The sequence below is a fragment of the Micromonospora sp. NPDC002717 genome, from assembly GCF_040295705.1.
GTDB lineage: Bacteria > Actinomycetota > Actinomycetes > Mycobacteriales > Micromonosporaceae > Micromonospora.
Genome location: NZ_JBEOVW010000018.1, coordinates 115,759 through 133,041, shown reverse-complemented (window position 1 = coordinate 133,041; position 17,283 = coordinate 115,759). Strand labels below are relative to the sequence as shown.

At 69.1% G+C, this 17,283-nt stretch carries 9 protein-coding genes and 3 pseudogenes; 10 read left to right on the top strand and 2 right to left on the bottom strand.

What is annotated here, in order from left to right:
• The first annotated feature begins 44 nt into the window (after positions 1-44).
• A complete protein-coding gene (locus ABT006_RS24665; protein WP_350710016.1) occupies positions 45-7,127 on the top strand; it encodes a coiled-coil domain-containing protein in 7,083 nt (2,360 codons plus the stop codon).
• A 26-nt stretch (positions 7,128-7,153) separates the two neighbouring features.
• Positions 7,154-7,237 (top strand): annotated as a pseudogene (locus ABT006_RS24660) (IS5 family transposase); the annotation flags it as partial.
• A gap of 116 nt (positions 7,238-7,353) precedes the next feature.
• Here the strand turns inward: ABT006_RS24660 and ABT006_RS24655 are convergent.
• Positions 7,354-7,476, bottom strand: a pseudogene (locus ABT006_RS24655) (transposase); the annotation flags it as partial.
• Between the two features lie 208 nt (positions 7,477-7,684).
• On the opposite strand from ABT006_RS24655, the gene ABT006_RS24650 reads away from it, so the two are divergent.
• The 8 genes and pseudogenes from ABT006_RS24650 to ABT006_RS35150 form a co-directional block, all read left to right on the top strand.
• Positions 7,685-10,492, top strand: a complete 2,808-nt coding sequence (locus tag ABT006_RS24650) for an ATP-binding protein (RefSeq protein ID WP_350710014.1) — start codon at positions 7,685-7,687, stop codon at positions 10,490-10,492.
• Positions 10,493-11,337: 845 nt separating this feature from the next.
• Entirely contained in the window at positions 11,338-11,526 is a 189-nt protein-coding gene (locus ABT006_RS24645) for a DDE-type integrase/transposase/recombinase (protein ID WP_350710021.1), read from the top strand.
• Positions 11,527-11,645: 119 nt separating this feature from the next.
• Positions 11,646-11,984 (top strand): WhiB family transcriptional regulator, encoded by a 339-nt coding sequence (locus ABT006_RS24640; protein WP_350710012.1) that lies wholly within the window; start codon positions 11,646-11,648, stop codon positions 11,982-11,984.
• A gap of 14 nt (positions 11,985-11,998) precedes the next feature.
• A complete protein-coding gene (locus ABT006_RS24635; RefSeq protein WP_350710010.1) occupies positions 11,999-12,583 on the top strand; it encodes a GNAT family N-acetyltransferase in 585 nt (194 codons plus the stop codon).
• Positions 12,584-12,587: 4 nt separating this feature from the next.
• Positions 12,588-12,908, top strand: coding sequence for a hypothetical protein (locus ABT006_RS24630; RefSeq protein ID WP_350710009.1), 321 nt, complete (start codon positions 12,588-12,590; stop codon positions 12,906-12,908).
• A 125-nt stretch (positions 12,909-13,033) separates the two neighbouring features.
• Positions 13,034-14,473, top strand: coding sequence for a cell wall anchor protein (locus ABT006_RS24625; protein WP_350710007.1), 1,440 nt, complete (start codon positions 13,034-13,036; stop codon positions 14,471-14,473).
• 492 nt (positions 14,474-14,965) lie between these two features.
• Positions 14,966-15,268 carry an IS110 family transposase gene (locus ABT006_RS35155; protein WP_502891019.1) on the top strand — a complete coding sequence of 101 codons (303 nt, stop codon included), beginning with the start codon at positions 14,966-14,968 and terminating at the stop codon, positions 15,266-15,268.
• A gap of 156 nt (positions 15,269-15,424) precedes the next feature.
• Positions 15,425-15,784 (top strand): annotated as a pseudogene (locus tag ABT006_RS35150) (transposase); the annotation flags it as partial.
• A gap of 26 nt (positions 15,785-15,810) precedes the next feature.
• On the opposite strand, the gene ABT006_RS24615 reads toward ABT006_RS35150, so the two are convergent.
• Positions 15,811-16,920, bottom strand: a complete 1,110-nt coding sequence (locus tag ABT006_RS24615) for a uroporphyrinogen-III synthase (RefSeq protein ID WP_350710005.1) — start codon at positions 16,918-16,920, stop codon at positions 15,811-15,813.
• Positions 16,921-17,283: the final 363 nt, after the last annotated feature.

Sequence of the window (17,283 nt, the reverse complement as noted above, 5' to 3'; positions counted from 1 at the left end):
CCAACCGGGCTGTGGGGGTTGGGGGTGGGCCGCGGGTCGAGGTGGTGTTCGATCCGGTGCCCCACAGGGATGTCCGGACGCGGGTGCGGCTCAGCGGCCGTAAAGGTAGTGCTCTGCAGGAGAGCGAGGATGTGTGGATCAGTGCTGATGAGTCGGCGGGTCGGCACACGCAGGGCCGTTGGTTTGAGGGGCTTCCTCCTGACTGGTATGGGCATGAGTTCAAGCATTACGCTGGGATTCCGCACCCTGATTCGCCTGATGCTTTCCTGAAGAGGACCAGGCCGGTCGGTGATGCTCGTCTCCACGAGCCTGGGTTCACGGACTGGGAGATCCGCGAGTTTCTGGCGGTGAAGGAGTCGTTTGTGGCTCCCACGTTGGCGCGGCCGGTTGGGTCGTCCGGGTCAGAGTCGTCCGGGTCAGAGCCGTCCGGGTCAGAGTCTGAGTCTGGGTCAGAGCCGTCCGGGTCAGAGCCGTCCGGGTCAGAGCCGTCCGGGTCAGAGCCGTCCGGCTCGGAGTCTGAGTCTGAGTCTTTGGACCTGTCGCCCGGTTCGTTGCCTGGTCGGCCGGCGGCGATGGAATGGGGCCCCCAAGCCGGCTCCGTGGATGGCCCGGTCGACGCCGTGGATCTGGCCGGTGTGGACGGGGGTAGCGGCCCCGCGTCACCCGCGACGGGCAGCAGCATTGACGGCAAGGGCGGCGACGTGGAGGCGACGCCGGTCGGGAACCCGCCGGAGGTCGAACGGCTGACCCGGGAACTGGCCAGTATCCGGGACACGACCGCTGCCGTCGAGAGTGACCTCGCCGCAGCGCGGAGCGAGCTGTCCACCGCTCGGGAGGCCCTGGCGCGCCAGGTCGACGCCCGCGCGGCCGTGCCACCGGCGCGCGTGACGCAGACTCCGACCAGCGCCGATGAGACCCCGACCAACGGCGGTGAGACGCCTGCCAGCGGTAATGCCGCGCAAGCGGTGGAGCGTGCGGCGTGGGAGCGGCTCACCAGGGCCCAGGACCGGGTCGCTGAGCTGGAACGGCAGCGCGGAACAGTGGAACGGCGCGGGCACCAGTTGCTGGGGCGGGCCGTGCGGGTGGCTGACCGGAGGCGACAGGCGCTGGAGCAGGACGCCGCCACCCGGGAGGCGGACTGGCGGACGGCGGTACAGCAGTGGACGGACGGCCTACAGGGGTTGCGGGCCGGCGGGGCAGCGGCGGCGGACCGCGCGGCGGAGCGGATCCGGCAGCGGGACGCGGCGCGGGAGGCTGCCGAGCAGCTCGCGGCCCAGCGGGCCGATGAGCGGGAGGTGGCCCGGCAGGAGGCAGCTACCCGGGCGGCGCAGCGCCTGGTGGCGAGCCAGGAGGTACGCGAGCGGGCGGCGGCACGCGAACAGGCCCGGAGAGACGAGCAGGAGCGGTGGGACACGTGGCAGGGCGTACAGCGGGCGCTGGCGGTCCGGAAGGCAGTACGCGATGCCGCGCGGACAGAGGCCGACCGGCAGGAGCAACGGCGCCAGGAGCAGGAGGCGCGGGCCGCGGCGGATGAGGCGCAGCGACAGCTGGCGGACCAGGACCCCGGGCAGCAGCACCTGGCGGCGGAGCGGGAGCAGCAACGGCGCGCGGCCGCCGCGGCAGCGCAATGGCGCGCCCGGGAGCGCGAGCTGGCCGCGGAGGCGGCGAAGATCCGGCAGGACGAGCAGCGCGCCGACGACCAGTTGGCCGAGCAGGCGCAGCGGCGGTGGGAGGAGGGCCGGCGGGAAGCCGAACTGGCGGAGGCCGAACGGGTACGGGCGGACGAGGACGCGCGGCGGCAGGAGGACGAGCGGCAGCGGGCCGACCTGCGGGCGGTCGAGGAGGAACGCGAGCGCGTCGAGGCGGAGCGGCGGGACGCCGACAACGCGGAGCGGCAGGCGGAGACGTGGCGTCAGGCCGAGCTGGCGGACGCGGTCGACGCGGCGGCGCGTACGGCGGAACGGACCCGGTTGGAGCGGAACGTCGCACGCTCCCAGGGGCGGCTCGACCGCGCCCGGAATGCGGCGTCCGATGCGCGTACGGTCTGGGAGCGTGCGGTCGAGGAGCGGGATCAAGCCAACGCCACTGGGGCGGCGGCCAAGGGGAAGGCCAGGGAGCCCGAGCCGGCAACGCCGTGGTACTTCGCCGACGGTGCCCTCGGTGAGCTGAGCGTCTCGGCGGTGCGGCACCTGACGCCGCAGCAGGTGACGGAGACCGTTGCACAGTTGATGGACGACCTGCCGTCAGGGTGGCCGACCGGGGGAGCCGACGACATCGAGATGGGCACGACCGACCGGCTGGACCTGGGCACCGCCACGCAGGAGGCGGCCATCCGCGCGCGGGTGTCGGCGGCGCTGCACACGCTGCTGACGGCACCGGACCAGCGGGACTCCCGTGCCGTCGGGGAACACCGTGAACGCTGGGAGCAGGCGCTGTTCTCCGGAGAGACGCTCAGTGCGGGCGGCCGGCTGGTGTGGATCCGTCCCGTGCCGCACGGTCCGCGACCGGCGCCCGCCGGCAATGCCGGCGGCCCGCGGGTATTCGGAGTCTCCTTCGGTTCGACGAAGGTCGGCAACGACACGTCCGTGTCCAGCGGGCGTAAGTCCGACGGTGGGCTGGAGGAAACCTTCGACATCTCGACCGGGCGAGCGTCCAGGTTGATCGCGGGACTCCCCACGGTGTCGGTCAAGGGCGATCGCCAACACGCGATGTCCCAGGAGACCCGGGTCATCTGGGGCCGGAAGATGTTCGTGACCGCGTCGACGTCGTTCGCCAGTGGGGTGTCGTTCCAGGTCTTCGTGAACGGCGTCGAGTGGGGACGGCCGTCAACGCCGGCCGAGACCGGCCTCCTCGACGTCTCCCTGCCGACCCTGTACGCCAACGGCAGCGCTGCGTCGAACCGGGCAGCTCAGCTCGCGCCGTCGCCGCCCGAGCCGCCGGCGCGGTCGACGCCGCAGGCCCGCGACGTGCTCAACGCGATCGACCTGACCCCACTCGTGACCGGCTGGCACCAGGTATTGGCGGCCGCCCTGCCGGCCGACACCGCGGCTGGCGTCGCCGCGAAGGTCACCCGCCAACTGCTCAACGAGCGGACGACCCGCAACCGTAGTCGGTGGATGCTGTCGAACGGGGACATGACGGACACGATCGACGAGCGGCTCACGGTCGGCAGGTTCCGCGGCTACGTCGCCACGAGGGCGGTCATGCGGGAGTTGCAGCTGGTGGAGATCACCGAGGGCGTCACGGTACGGGACGACCTCGGGGTGATCGCGACCTCCGGGGAGGAGGTGTCGGGTACGAGCGGCACCGGCCTCGCGGCGGACGCGGCGCTTCTCGGACTGACCCACGCGGCGACCGACCCGAGTGGCCGGGAGGAGGCCGCCGACAGGACGACCGGCGCCTTCTCGTTCGGCTTCGGCGGCGAGTCCGAACGCGAGTCCGCGCTGGAGGTGGGCGGCAAGGTCCTGAACCACACGGTGCTGAACCGCAAGGAAGACCAGGCTCGTTACCGGGTGGTGTTCGACGTCACGTTGACCACGTATGGCGATTCCTCGGTGGTACCGGTGACCCGGCAGGTGGTCGGGGAGCTGGGCGTGCCGTTGAGCGAGGCGCAGCAGTTCGAGCGCAGCGTCTTCGGGGCGGTCTTCACCCCTGAATTCGGTGGGCCGGGTACCGGGCGACCGCGGGCGCTGATCACGCCGGCCGTCGCGGCCCCCCCACCGGCTCCGGCACCGGCAGGCGACATCGGCAACTGGTTGTCGCCGCCGCTGCCCTGGGCGCCGCAGGCGCGGCATTCCTACGTGCCCCCCGCTGGCCCGGCCCCCCGGGAGCCGCTGGCGCTGGCCATGCGGCGCGGCCAGGGTCTGGGGATCGCGGCGAACATGCCCGGGGCAGAACAGGTCGCCGACCTGGTGCAGTCGGTGCTGCGACAGAAGTCGGGGCGCGTTGATATCGGCGCCGTGGCGCGCCGCACCATCCTGGCGAAGGTGGGTCGGGCCGCGATGGAGGCCGATCCGACGCGGACGCAGGCCGGAAAGAAGTTCACCGTGCGGGTCGGCCGCGAGCGGTACCAGGTCATGGTGACCGAGCACCGGAGGGAGCTGCTGGACAGTCCGGAATACCCGATGACGGTCAATGCCCGCGCGTTGACCGGAGCCACCACGTCGGGTTCCCGGTCGACCGAGGGCAGCCTCAGCGGCCGGTGGGGTGGCCGGGTGTCGAATCCGGCGGGCCGCAGCACGGAGCAGTCCGACCGGAACGAGGAGGCGCCGGAGAGCGGGACGGAACACCAGGGGAGGGTGTTCTTCCCGCGGCTCGGCGTCACGGCGGAGCACGCACGAGCAAACGAGCACGAGCTCAGCCAGGTGGTACAGGAGTACCGCCGGACCGAGACCGTCGGACACGTCGTCGACCATCGCTACCGCACGGTGTTCGAGGTCATGATCCGCGAGCAGACGGACAGCGGCTGGGGACCCCGCGAGACCTGGTTGATCGGTGCTGGAAGCGGCGGCGAGGTGGCGACCCACATCGCGGTACCGGTCGAGCATGTGCCGCGTGATCCGCGCACCGGCGAGGAGCGGGCCATTACGCCGGCGCAGCTCGACGGCGCGGGCGTGACCCGCTCGAACCCGCGACCCGAGGCCGCGTGGGCGCCGGTTGACCAACCGCCGCACCTGCCGTTGGACGTCCAGGGCAGCGCCGGGTTGTATGCGGCCTTCCGGTACGTACCCGAGCTGCCGGCCACCGCGGCGCGGCTGTACCAGCAGTTGAACGGCCTCTCCGACGAGTGGTTCAACGAGCCGATGAACTGGCCCGACGCGATCTTCGATCTCGGCGCGAGCACGGAACTGGCCGGCGGGTTCCCGGAGGCGGTCGAGGAGCACGGGTGGGAGCTGCAACTGCCCGGCCACGACGGATACCAGCAGGTCATCCGGGTCCGGGAGCGGTTCTTCGCGGCGGGTCTGGCATACCAGTACAGCAACGACGGCATCGACAGCGCGAACGGTGTCGAACTCGAGCAGTACCGGCAATCGGCGATCAGTCACGCCGCCGGGACGAGCAGCGAGCTCAGCTTCGGCGGCAAGGCCGGTGTCGGGGGCCAGTATCTCAACCACGCAACGAACGCGAAGAAGGGCGATTCGGACAGCGGCGACTCGGACAAGGCCCACGAGCGCGGCCGTTTCGGCGGCGGCCTCTACGTCGAGGGTGGGATTTCGTTCGGCGGCTCGGACGGCAAGGACTATGGCGCCATCGACATCACCCGGGCCACCTACAACGACGTCGTCCACGCCTATCACGGCCGGGTGGTCTTCGAGGTCATCGCCCTGCGCATCAAGGACGGCGAGACCACGGCCACCGTTCCCGTCTATCTGGACGTCGACGACGCGGTGGATCTCCTGGCGACCGATCGTGCGGCCGAGGATCTCGGGCTGTACCGTCCCCGGACACCGGCGCCGGACTCGGCGTCATCGCGCGAGATCATCGACCCTGAGTTGTTGCCCGCCGTGGGGCACCCCGAGCGGTTGCGGGCCAACGCCGTGCTGGACACGATCCTGCAACGGTTGCGGCAGCGTGGCCTGTTCGCCTCCGGCGAGGGTATCCCCGACCACCTGCGGCGCGCGCTGGTGAAGCGATTCTCCTCCCGGAACCTGGAGCCGCAGTACCTTCCGTTGTCCGGCCAGGGCGTGTACGGCTGGTTCCCGGTGCCGACGCCTTACCACACCACGCAGTACCTGTGGGTGCGGGTCAGCGCCACCCCGTCCGCCGCGCCGTCCAGCGACCGCCCGCGAGAGCAGGTCAGCCTCACCCTGCGTGGCGAGACGCACGACGCCCAGTCCAACACGGACACCTCCGGATGGTCGTGGGGTGGGGAGGTAGCCTTCTCCGGCCGTGGCGCATGGAACGATCAGGGCAGGGTCCTCGGCGGGCATGCTGACTACGGGCAGGAGAGCTCGGAGTCCAGTGAACGCGGCATGCAGTCCGAGTCCAAGGACATCTTCCGGACCGGGCCCAAGAAGTCGCACGAGTTCGAGTACCCGTTGGACTTCACCATCGAGATGACGCTGACCACGGAGCTGCCCCAAGCGGTCACGTTCATGCTTGATTCAGCGCGCAACGTGCTGTTCGGCGGCGCCTGGCTCGCCGGCCTCTGGCAGCCGCACCTGGAACGGTCGGTCCGCGACCTCTGGCACAACCTCCCCGGGATCGGCTGGCAGGAGCAGATTCAGGTCACTGGGGACGTCCGGCTCATCGTGCCGCGATACCTGACCCGGCCGACGGCCGAACAGCCGGGGAGCTGGCAGGGGCTGGGCCCGGCTCCGGCTCCGGCCCCGACCGGCGCCGGCCGGTCGGTACCTCGATGGGTGGAGTCCGGCCCCACCCCGCCTCGGTTGAACAACGACCTGAACAACGACCTGATCAATGACCGCAACGTCCATCCGTGGCGGCTGAACCGGGCGGCCCGGGAATTCGAACGCTGGGCGGCGCTGACGACCCAACCGCCGCGGCTGCGTCAGGGCCTGGACCTGAGCACCGACGGCGCCTGGAGAGTGCCTGGCGTGCACGGTGGCAGCGATTTCGACCGCTTGATGGCGCACCACGCGTCCGAGATGATGCTGCGACCTCGCCTCGAGCCACTGCTCGAACACCGCTACCAGGTTCCGGGCACCGGCATCACTCTCGGCCTGAACATCCGGCGGGCCGAGATCTATGTCGACAAGGATGGCCGACCGCTGGCCTTCGAGCAGAAGGCCCGGCGATACCAGCAGAACGAGGCGGGCCCGATCAACAAGGGCGACTCGTCCTCGGGCTGGGAGCTCTCGTTCGGCCCGCAGGGTGGCGCTCCCGCCGGCAGCATCAAGAAGCTCGGCTGGAACGGCGACGGCCTCGGTGTCGAGCGCGAGGACGGCGAAGCCCACGCGGCCGAGATGAGCGAGGTCAACGAGCGCAACGTGGAGGCGAAGCGGACGTTCCATCAGTACCGCTACGACGTCACCGCTGTCATCTACGGTCCACACGGGACGCTGCTCGTCGACGTGGAGGGGGGCCTCTACGTCATGCGCGAGCAGGCGCCGACGGTACCGGTGACCACCACCCGTCGCCCCGGCCGGTCGGGCTGGATCCTTTAGAGGGCATCTTTGATCGCGGCGTGGACGTGCAGCGGCGTGGATATCGGTCGGACTTGTCGGATGAGCGGTGGGCGTTGATCGAGCCGGTGCTGACCGCGTGGCGGGCGGCCCATGGCGGCCGCGTGGGTGTCGATGTGGAGGTGGTGCCCCGCCGCAGCCGCAGCTCGGCGACTTCCTTGCGCAGCCGCCGGTTCTCCTCGGCCATCTCGCTGGTGGGCCGGTCGTGACGCTCACCGGCGTCGGGCTCGGCCTGACGGATCCAGTTCCGCAACGCCTCGTGATGCACGCCCAGCTGCTCGGCCAGGCGCCGGATGACCGGCTTCGGGTCCGAATCGAGGTACAAGCGCACAACGCGCTGGCGTAGCTCATCGGGGTACTTCTTTGGTTGGCTCGGACGACTTCCTCCCCACGGCCATCAGATGATCAAGAAGCTCCATGATGCGGGGGTGGCTCAGGTTCGGGTACGAACGGTGGCATGTTCGTGTCCGGTCGGATACCGCCTGCAACTGCAATGGTTGCGGACGGCCGCCCATAGCCGCTCTGCGTACGATGCCGTAATGAGTGGCGACGAGGTCATCGGGCGCGGGGCGGAGCTCGATGTTCTGCGCGGTGTTGTCCGTGACGCTGCCGAGGGTCGCGGTGGAGGGGTTTGGATCGAAGGCGAGCCCGGGATCGGCAAATCCGCGGTGCTCAACGCCGGGCTTGCGCATGCACGTTTCCTAGGCATGCGCGTCTTCCATGGGACGGCCGACAGCCTGACCCAGTTGTTTGCGCTGCAGGTGATAGCAGAGTGTCTTGACCTCGGTGGGCACACGGTGGACGAGTACCGGTCGGAGATCGCGGAGCTGTTGGCAGGGCGCGGCTCCGGGACAGACGCGGTGCTGGCAGCGAGCGAGCGAGTACTCGCGTTGATCGACCGTGAGGCCACTCACGCACCGGTGGTGCTGGCCATCGACGACCTTCAATGGGCTGACGCCGCCAGCCTCGGGGTGTGGCACAGATTGACGAGCATCGCGAGTCAAGCGCCCCTCGTGCTCATCAGCGCGTGCCGCCCCGTTCCCCGGCGTGAGGAGGTAGACCGCCTACGTGATGTCGTGATCGATCGGCTGGCCGCGCCGTTGATCCGACTCGACGAGCTGGCACCACCTGACGTGACCACGATGGTCACCGCGCTGCTGTCCGCGTCGCCGGGGCCGGAATTGACCGAGGCGCTGGCCAAGGCTGGGGGGAACCCCTTGTACGTGCGGGAGATGCTTAATGCCCTCGTTCGGGACGGGCAGGTGCATGTGTCCCGCGATGTCGCTGAGCTCGACTCTCCGAAGGGCGAGCCGCCGGCGTCGGTGGCGGCCGCCATCAGCCGGAGACTGGACTTCCTTCCCCGGCCGACGCGAGCAACCTTGCGCAGCTGTGCCCTACTCGGAACCCATTTCTCGATGCACGACCTCGCGTTGGTGTCGAACCGCCCCGTCCCCACCCTGGTCGACGCGGTGAGCGAAGCCGTGGAGGCTGGCGTGCTCGCCGACTCCGACGCCGGGCTGTCGTTTCGTCATCCGCTCATAGCCGAGGTGCTGAAGAAGGAAACGCCAGCGGCGGTTCGCGACGGTATGCACGGCCATGCGGCCAAGGTCCTCGCGGAAGCGGGCGCCCCATGGGATCGGGTCGCGAGACACCTCCTGGCCACGTCGGAAAGGCCCGAAGGATGGATGCTGGATTGGCTGGCCGACCTGCCCGCGGCCGCGTTGTACGCGGCACCCCTGATCGCCGCGGATCTCCTCCAGCGAGCGCTGACGGCTGTTCACCCTGGTGACCCGCGGCGTGATGTCTACCTCGCCCGGCTTACCACCGTGCTCCGGTTGCAGCATCGTCTAGACGACCTCGTGGCTCTGGGCACGGAGGCCCTTCGAACCGTGTCGGACCCAGCCCTTGTCGGGGAAGTGGCGTGGAACCTGGCGCGGGGATTCGGTATGTCCGGTCAATCTGAGCGGGACTGGTCCCTCATCTCGGAGGTGCTAGATCGACCTGACCTGGTGCCGCCGTGGCGCAGCCGACTGCGTGCCCTGCTCGCCTCCGATCTTCTCTTCAGCGACAACCGGGAGGCCGGGAGGGTCCATGCCCAGTCGGCGATCAGCGAGGGGGAGGCCTGCGACGACCCGGTCTCGGTCGGGTGGGCGTTGGTGGCCCTGATGGTTGACGCGCCTGGCTACAGCGAGGCGCTGGAGCTCGCCGAGCGCGGTCTTTCCGTGGTTGTCGGGGGCGACATGGAGTCGATGGATGTTCGGCTTCTCCTCATGGTCAACCGGGTGGCGCTGCTCGCCAACCTTTACCGGTACGGGGAGTTCGCCACGGCGCTGTCGGCCACGTCGGCGCTCGCCGAGAGCGCTGGTGCGACCACACGTGTCCTTCAAACGCAGCTTGTCGCGGCCGAACAGTTCCTGCACAAGGGTGATTGGGACCAGTCGCTCTTGTATGTGGACGCGATGAGCGACGTCGGGCACATTCAGCATCTGTTGCGGGTGCGTGGGGCGGCGGCATTGATCCATGCGCGGCGGGGGCAGCGAGAGGAGGCCGAGGCCTATCTGGCCTCGGTGGCGCACGTCCAGTACACGAGCGGAGTGCTGCGCCTGAACGCCCAGTCGTTGATCGAGGCGCAGGCACTGTTGGTCGAGGCCGACGGTGATCTCCCTGCGGCGGTGGCGCTGATGGCCCCGTGGCTGGAGGAGCAGTACTCCCAGCGCACCCAATACAGTCGTTGGGAGACACTGATGGAGTTCGTGCGGCTGGCCTTGGCCGCCGACCGCACCGATCTCGCCGCAGCGGCTGCCCGGGCCGCCGACCTGGATGCCAAGAACAGCGATGCGCCACAGGTTGTGGCGGCAGCAAACGTCTGCCAGGCACTTGTGTCGGATGATCCGCAGCCACTGCTGGCGGCGGCGGAGTATTTCGACAGCATCCATGCGCTGCCACGGGTGGCGTTCGCGCTGCAGGAGGCCGCCGTCCGGTTGGGGCACCGAGGAGACCTGCCGGAAGCCAGGAACGCGTTCGTTCGGGCCGTGACGATCTATCAGGGGTTGGGCGCCTGGCCGGACCTACGTCGGCTGGAGTCCAGGCTGCGCCAGTTTGGCGTACGCCGGGGATCTCGATCGACTCACCGCAAGGTCACCACGGGTTGGGAGGCGCTGACGCCGGCCGAGCGCGAGGTGGCCCGCCGGCTGGTGCAGGGGTTGTCCAATCCGGAGATCGCCCAGCGACTGGTGCTGTCGCGGCGTACCGTGGAGACGCACGTCGCCCACATCTTGAGGAAGCTCAACGTCCGCAACCGAGTGGAGATCGCACGCGAGGCCCAAAAACAGCTCGCTCAGATCTAGTCAATGTTGGCTGTTCCAGACGCCGACAAGATGCAAACCCTCAGCACGGCGAGCAACTTGACTCAGACCAGTCCGGATGAGAGGTGTCCGGCCCAGCGCTGCACCGGTGACCAGCAGGCCACCAGCGCCGACCGGATGAGTGGATGGGCACCCGTGCGGTGGTAATGACGGCACCGATCGATTCGCGGCGCCGCAGCCTTCGGGGGCTGAACCATTCCACGGTCAGCACCGCTCCGATGCCAATACGAATTAGCATGGTGGGTTCGGTGGACTTCGACCGGTGTCTTGGCCGGCGGTGCCGGATGCCGGTGGTCAGCTGGCGTTGGGTGCGGGACGATGACAACGACCAGGCGCAGGCAGGCGCGAATCCGGGCATTTGTTCTCGGCGAATTCGAGGTCGCGGCGTGGGACGGAAGGGACGCGAGGGAGGAAGGTTGTGCCGGTTACCTCCGGCACAACCCGCCCGTTCCACCCGCCGCCGCAGCCCCTCTGGCAGTACGTCAACGAGGTTCACGACGTAGCTACGGACGCACCTGACTCCTGGTTCACAACGGGCGCGACGTGCCCTCGACGCGCCATCTCCTGGCCGCTACCACCGAGGATCGCCAATCAGCCGTCGTCGGCCGCCTCGAAGGCCACGTCGAACAGGTCGTCGACGGGCGGCGGGTTCGTGAGATGTGCAGGCCGATCAGGGGTACGCCTCGGACAAATGCCCTGTCAAGCCGTCCCTGCCCAGGTCTTTCGTCGTCACTCGGTATTATGAGTGGCGATCTTGCGTCAAACGCCGCGACCGGGCCGAACCGACTCTGGGTCGCCGATGCCACCGCATCCCGTGCGATGAAGGCGTGTTCTGGTTGGCCGCGGTCCGCGACGCCTTCTCCCGCCGGATCGTCGGGTGGAAGACCTCCGACCGCTGCGACACCGACCTCATCCTCGCCGCCCTCGAATACGGGATCTGGTCCCGCGATGTCCGCGACGGTCAGTTCATCCACCACAGCGACCGCGGGTCGGACGGATTCAACGGGCCCGTGTGAGCGCGCTTCTGCGCGTCGATGTAGCCCCCGCGCGATGATCACCGCCTCCGTCGAACCCGAGGCGCTTCAAGGATCGGTCTGAACTGATCCACGGGCTGGTCCTGCCCGTATTGGGGAGTATGACGGCACTACAAATCACGAAGCCCCACCAGTCGTGGTGGGAGCAAGCCGAATGCAGGGGGCTGGACCCGTCGTGGTTCGAGTCCCGCCTGATGTGGCAGAAAGCCGTGCAACGCTGCATCGTCTGCCCCGTACGCGATCAATGCCTCGATGACGCCATCCACTTTGGTGACGTCGGCGTGGTCCGTGGCGCGTCCTGGTTTACCGGCAGCAGGCGTGGCCGGCAGGTCCTGTCGCTGGTCTGTGAGGCGTGCGGCAGCCGCCCGGTGGCCTTCACCCGGTCGACGGTCAGCCGCCACTGCCCGACCTGTCGGAGGTACCGGTGCCAGATGCGATGAGGGACCGCCTGGTCGTGTGGACGCCCGAGCAGTTCGCCATCCGGGCGGACGAGGCGATCGATGTCCTTGCCGAGGCGATGGGCTATGGCCCGGCGATGCGGGAAGGTAGCGGTCGGCAGTTGGTCGAGGACCTGACGATGCCGGGGTTCCGGGCGGTGGCCGTTCTGGGGCCGCTGGACGACATCGTCGGGTTCGGCTACGGCTATCTGTGCCAGCCCGGCCAGTGGTGGCGGGACTGGGTCGCCGGCGCGATGCCGGTCGTCGCCGATCGCAGGCGGTGGCTCGACGGCGCCTGCACCGTATCGGAGCTTCAGGTCCGTCCGGCCTGTCAGGGCAGAGGGCTGGGTGAGGCAATGCTGCGAGGCATGTTGTCGTCGGCCGGGACGCGGACGGTGGTGCTGTCGACGGCGGAGACGGCCGACGGGCGGTCGCGGGCGTGGCGGTTGTATCGGCGGATGGGATTCCGTGACCTGCGCCGCGGGCTGCGCTATCCCGGCGACCCGCGAGCGTACGCCGTCTTCGGCCGCGATCTGCCGTGGCGGGACGGTTCGGCGGGGCGCACGGGGGATCGCGGTGCGTGGCCGGCAGTGAGGAGGTGACGCAATGCTGAGGTACCGGACCGTGCTGCTCGCCGAAGCTCTGTTCGCGTCGGCGCTACAGCCGTCGCAGCATCCCGATCGCCAGCAGGTGCGCCGGGCAATCGCTGGCGAACTCGTGCGCCGCCGGCTCGCCGGCTGCGTAGCCGAGGTCGCGTACGAGTTCGGTGAGCATCCGAAAGAAGCCGCGGAGCGCATGCGGTGGGCGCTGCGGACGGTTGCCGACTGCGGTGACTGGGGTTACGCGCGGCTGGCGGTGCTCCGCGGCCGTGTACCGCGCCGCCGATCATCGACAGAAACCCTTCGTATCAATTTCGCCAGCGATTGATCCACGCAGGCTCCTCAATACGTGCACACAGGGACGTGAAGAGTGCGGCGCCGCCGGCGAGGCGCCGAAACCCCGAAACCATCCCTTCCATCTGTGGAGTGACTGACGTGAACAGACCCCTCCGAATGCTGCTCTCCCTGGCGGGCGGCATGCTGCTCGGCATGCTCGCGGCGCTGGTGGCGGCGAGCCCCGCCGCAGCGCATCACACCCGGGTCAGCGGGACGGCGGTGTGCCAGCCGGACGGCACCTATGAGATCACCTGGCAGGTGAACAACGGCAGCTGGGAGAACAGATACGCCAAGATCACCAAGCTCGTCGCGCGACCGCAGACACCGATCGCCGGGATCAAGGTGGGCAACGCGATCAGCGCCGACACCGACGGCAACGGTCCGAGAGGTGTCAGGACCGGTGTGCAGCGGGTGCCGGGCACGACGACGAGTGCCACCCTGACGGTGTCGGCGACCTGGTTCGAGCGCAACGGCGACCGGACCGGCATCTCCAGCACCGACTCCGGCCGCGCCGCCGGCCTCAAGGGGACATGCCGAAAGACACCGCGATGCGTCGGCATGGCACAGGCCACGTACAAGCACACGTTCGACGGTGCGAAGGGCCGCGCGACGGTCGAGCTCGCCGGTGACCTGCCCCTGTGCCAGGACCAGAAGCAGGAGTTCCTCCTGGTCTCCTACTTCGCGCCGAGCGCCAAGCCGAGTTGGCCGCAGTACGCGCACGACCACGACATCGCGGTGATCGACGCCAAACACCGCAAGGTTGAGCTGAAGGTCGACGTGCCGAAGTGCTACACCCAAGTCGACCTCGTCTGGGGTGGCAAGGGCGAGCTGATCACGCCGATGGTGGGGAAGGGCAAGCGCTACGGCGACAAGAAACTGGGCAGCAAGGGCAAGCCCGGCAGCCGCTCCGCCGGCCCACTCGGCGCCTACAACGGCGGTGCCGTGTCCTGCGCACAACCGAAGGCCACCTTCGCGCCGGCCTGCGACGGGTCCGTCACCGTCCACCTCAGCGGCGGCCGCTATCCCGTGACGTTCCGGGTCACCGCGACCGGTGTGAACCGCACCGTCAACGTGCCCGCGGGAAAGTCGGTGGAACTGCCGATGCCAGCGGGCACCGGCCAGATCGTCGTGACCGAGCGGGGCAAGGAAGTCGCTCGTTATCTCTGGTCGCGGCCCTCGACCTGCGGGCTGCCCACGATGTCCACCGAGTCGACCTGCACCGAACTGAAGGTGACCATCACCCATCCCGGCCAGGGGATGCCTCCGATCGAGGCGGTCGCCACCTACGGAACGCAGGAAAAGAAGGTCACGGCCTCCGACGGGGGATCGCAGACGATCGTCTTCGCCGCCGGACGAGAACGCGCCGTCAATGTGCAGTTTCCCGGCCACAACCACAAACTGACCGGCGAGTACGAGGACCCAGGCACCTGCGAAAAGCTGGCGACGACAGGTGCGATGACCGCCCGGATCAGCCTCATCGGAATCCTGATGGTCGCCTTCGGAGCAGCCCTGATCATCTTCGTACGCCGCAGAAGGGCATCAACGAACGAACACTAGTCAGTACGCGCCCACCACCCTCGCCGGGTGACCGGTGGTGGTTGTGGATCCTCGCCTTGAGGCGAGCGGCATCCACCGATCAACTCGCGAGGTGGGCCTCCGCCAGCACGAAGCTCCTCGGGCAGACGGCATGTGTTCTGGTCGACCACGTCATCTACCAGGAGCTTCGTCCATTTTCGGCGATCAACGCCCACCGTTCGAGCTGGCGGTCTTTCCGCCCGCGCAGGGTGAAAACGCTGTGAAGCTTGCTCTTGGTTGGCCTGGGGCTGGCTGGCAGGGCCAGCGTCATGTCCGCGGCCTGGGTGTGGCTCATGAAATGGTGGCCCCGGCCGGGTGCTCTCAGTGAGATCTGCCCGCCCGGTTCGTGGTCAGGGCGCCGGCCCTGCCCCTCTCGGTGGCTTGATCAGAAGCTTGCCCGACCCGTGGCCGCGGGTCGTGGCCCGTCACCGTCCTGCCGCGAGAGCACTTCCCGGGCCGGCGCCGTCACGACGCGTGGAAACCCACGCCGCCTCACACACTCTCGCACGCATCACCGCCGGCACCGGCACAGTCCAGCAGCACGCCCAGTTCCCAACCAGCCCGGCCGGGCTTCACCGCGCCACCGGCTGGATCCCACGCCACACCCGGCACACGACAACGCTGATCGTCATCGACGGCGCCGGCTCCTACGGCGCCACCTTCATCGAACAGTTCACCGCCGTTGGCTTCACCGTCGCCGAGGCACCCGGCGTCTCCGCCATCAGCAGGCGCCGCCACGGCAAGAGCGACGCCCTGGACGCCATCGCGATGACTTAAACAGCCCGCGGCCTGAACGTCAACGAGCTGCGCTGGCCTCGCGCGACGGGTGCCCGCACCGCCCTGCGCGTCCTGACCGTCGCCCGCGAACAGATGAGCGGCGCACGCACCCGCGCCATCAACGCGCTGACCGCGCTGCTACGCACCGTCGCCCTCGGCATCGACGCCGTCGTTGCCGCGACCGTTCTACTGGCCTGGTCACACCCCGGACGCATCCGCTCCGAGGCTGCGTTCGCCGCCCTTGCCGGCGCATCACCACTACCGGCCTGATCAGGCAACACCACCCGACACCGACTCGACCGCGGCGGCGACCGACGCCTCAACCGTGCCCTCTACACCGTCGCCCTGGTCCGCATGGGCCACGACCCCCGCACCCGCGCCTACGTCACCCGCCGCACCGCCGAAGGACGCACCAAACGCGCGGTCATGCGCAACCTCAAGCGCTACATCTGCCGGCAACTCTTCAAAACCCTGGCCGGCACACGCCCAGCCACCAGCACCACTTGGCAGTTATAGAAGCGTTTCTGTGTGCCGGTGGGCGGTCAGGCCCCCAGCCGGTAGCCACGCTTCATCACGGTCTGGATCAGGTCGACGCCGTCCAGCGGGGTGTCGTCGAAGGCTCGCCGCAGCCGCGACACCGCCATCTCGACGGCGTGGTCGTCGACGTCGGCCCAGCTCGGCGCGGCTGCCCGGATCTCGGCCGGGGACAGCACCCGGCCGGGACGGCGGGCCAGCGCCCGTAGCACCGAGATCGGGCCGGGCTGGACCGGAATCACCTGGTGGCCGATCACCATCGCCTGGCTGCGGATCTCCACCCGGTGGCCCTGCACGTCGAGCTGGAGCGACCGTCCCGGGAGTTGGTTCGCCAGGACCTTGACCAGGTCCGGCAGGGCGGGACTGTTCGCCACGTACGCGCTGAGGCCGAACGCCCGCAGTGGCTCCGCCGCCAGGTGACCCAGACAGGCGGGCACGATGTCGGCGGTCAGCGCGTTGAGCACCTCGCCGAGTACGCCGTCGGCCTCGGCCTGGCGAAGCAGGTTCTCGGTGGCGGTCGCCCCGGTCAGCGCGACGGCGTCGACCTGCCGCCGGATGATGACTCCGCACAGCCGGCGCAGGATGTCGATCCGCAGCGGCGGGAGAAACCGGTTGGTGACGACCTCGACCACGGTCGCCCCGTTGCGGCGCAGGGCCTCGCAGTACTCCCGGTGTGGCTCCGACTCGATCTGCGCCACCACCCGGCGGCCGATCATCGGCTGGGCGAGGAGATAGCGGAACAGGTCTTCGGTGGTCGTGGAGGCGGTTGCCCATATCTGGCTCAGGCCGAGATCCCGCAGCGTGTCGGCGGCGTGCCCGTCGCGGGCCAGCAGGCGGGCGTGCGTCAGCCGGTCGATGAGCGCGTCGAGATGGCCGGTCTGCTGGACCACGCGCAGCCAGGCCCGCAGGCCCAGGCCCGACGACACGATGACCTCGTGCACCGGTCCCGTGACGCAGGAGCGGGTGGCGACGGCAACGGCCTCCACCACCGGTTGGGCCACCGAGCGGACCGCCTGGACGTTGATCGTCCGTGCCGAGGTGGCCTCCAGCAGGGTGGCGAGGTCGTGTCGACGACGCTCCGACAGGACGGCGACCGTGTACCCCGCCAGGTCCTCCACACTGTCCTCCTGTCACGCCGCTCAACCTCAACAGGTGCACGGTTCCGGACGGCGGTTGGCTCACTTCGATGCGACTCTTTCGTCGGGAAGAAGTGTCGCCGTAACAGGGCAGACATAGCAGTGGTGGCCAATCTCAACACCGTGACGGTTCGTTCACCGACCCGGTGCTACCGGATTTTGGGACGGCGCGCCGATCCGGGCGGTGTTTAACCAGTTCAGAGTGGATCGCCGAAGAGTTACCAGCGAGTCGGGTCCGGATCCGACAAGTTGATCTTGTGAGGTGTTCGTCGGTCCCGTCACGTAGCACCCAGTTGACTTCCGGGAAACGCGGTGGTGTTGAAGACTCGGCGCAATCACCGATCG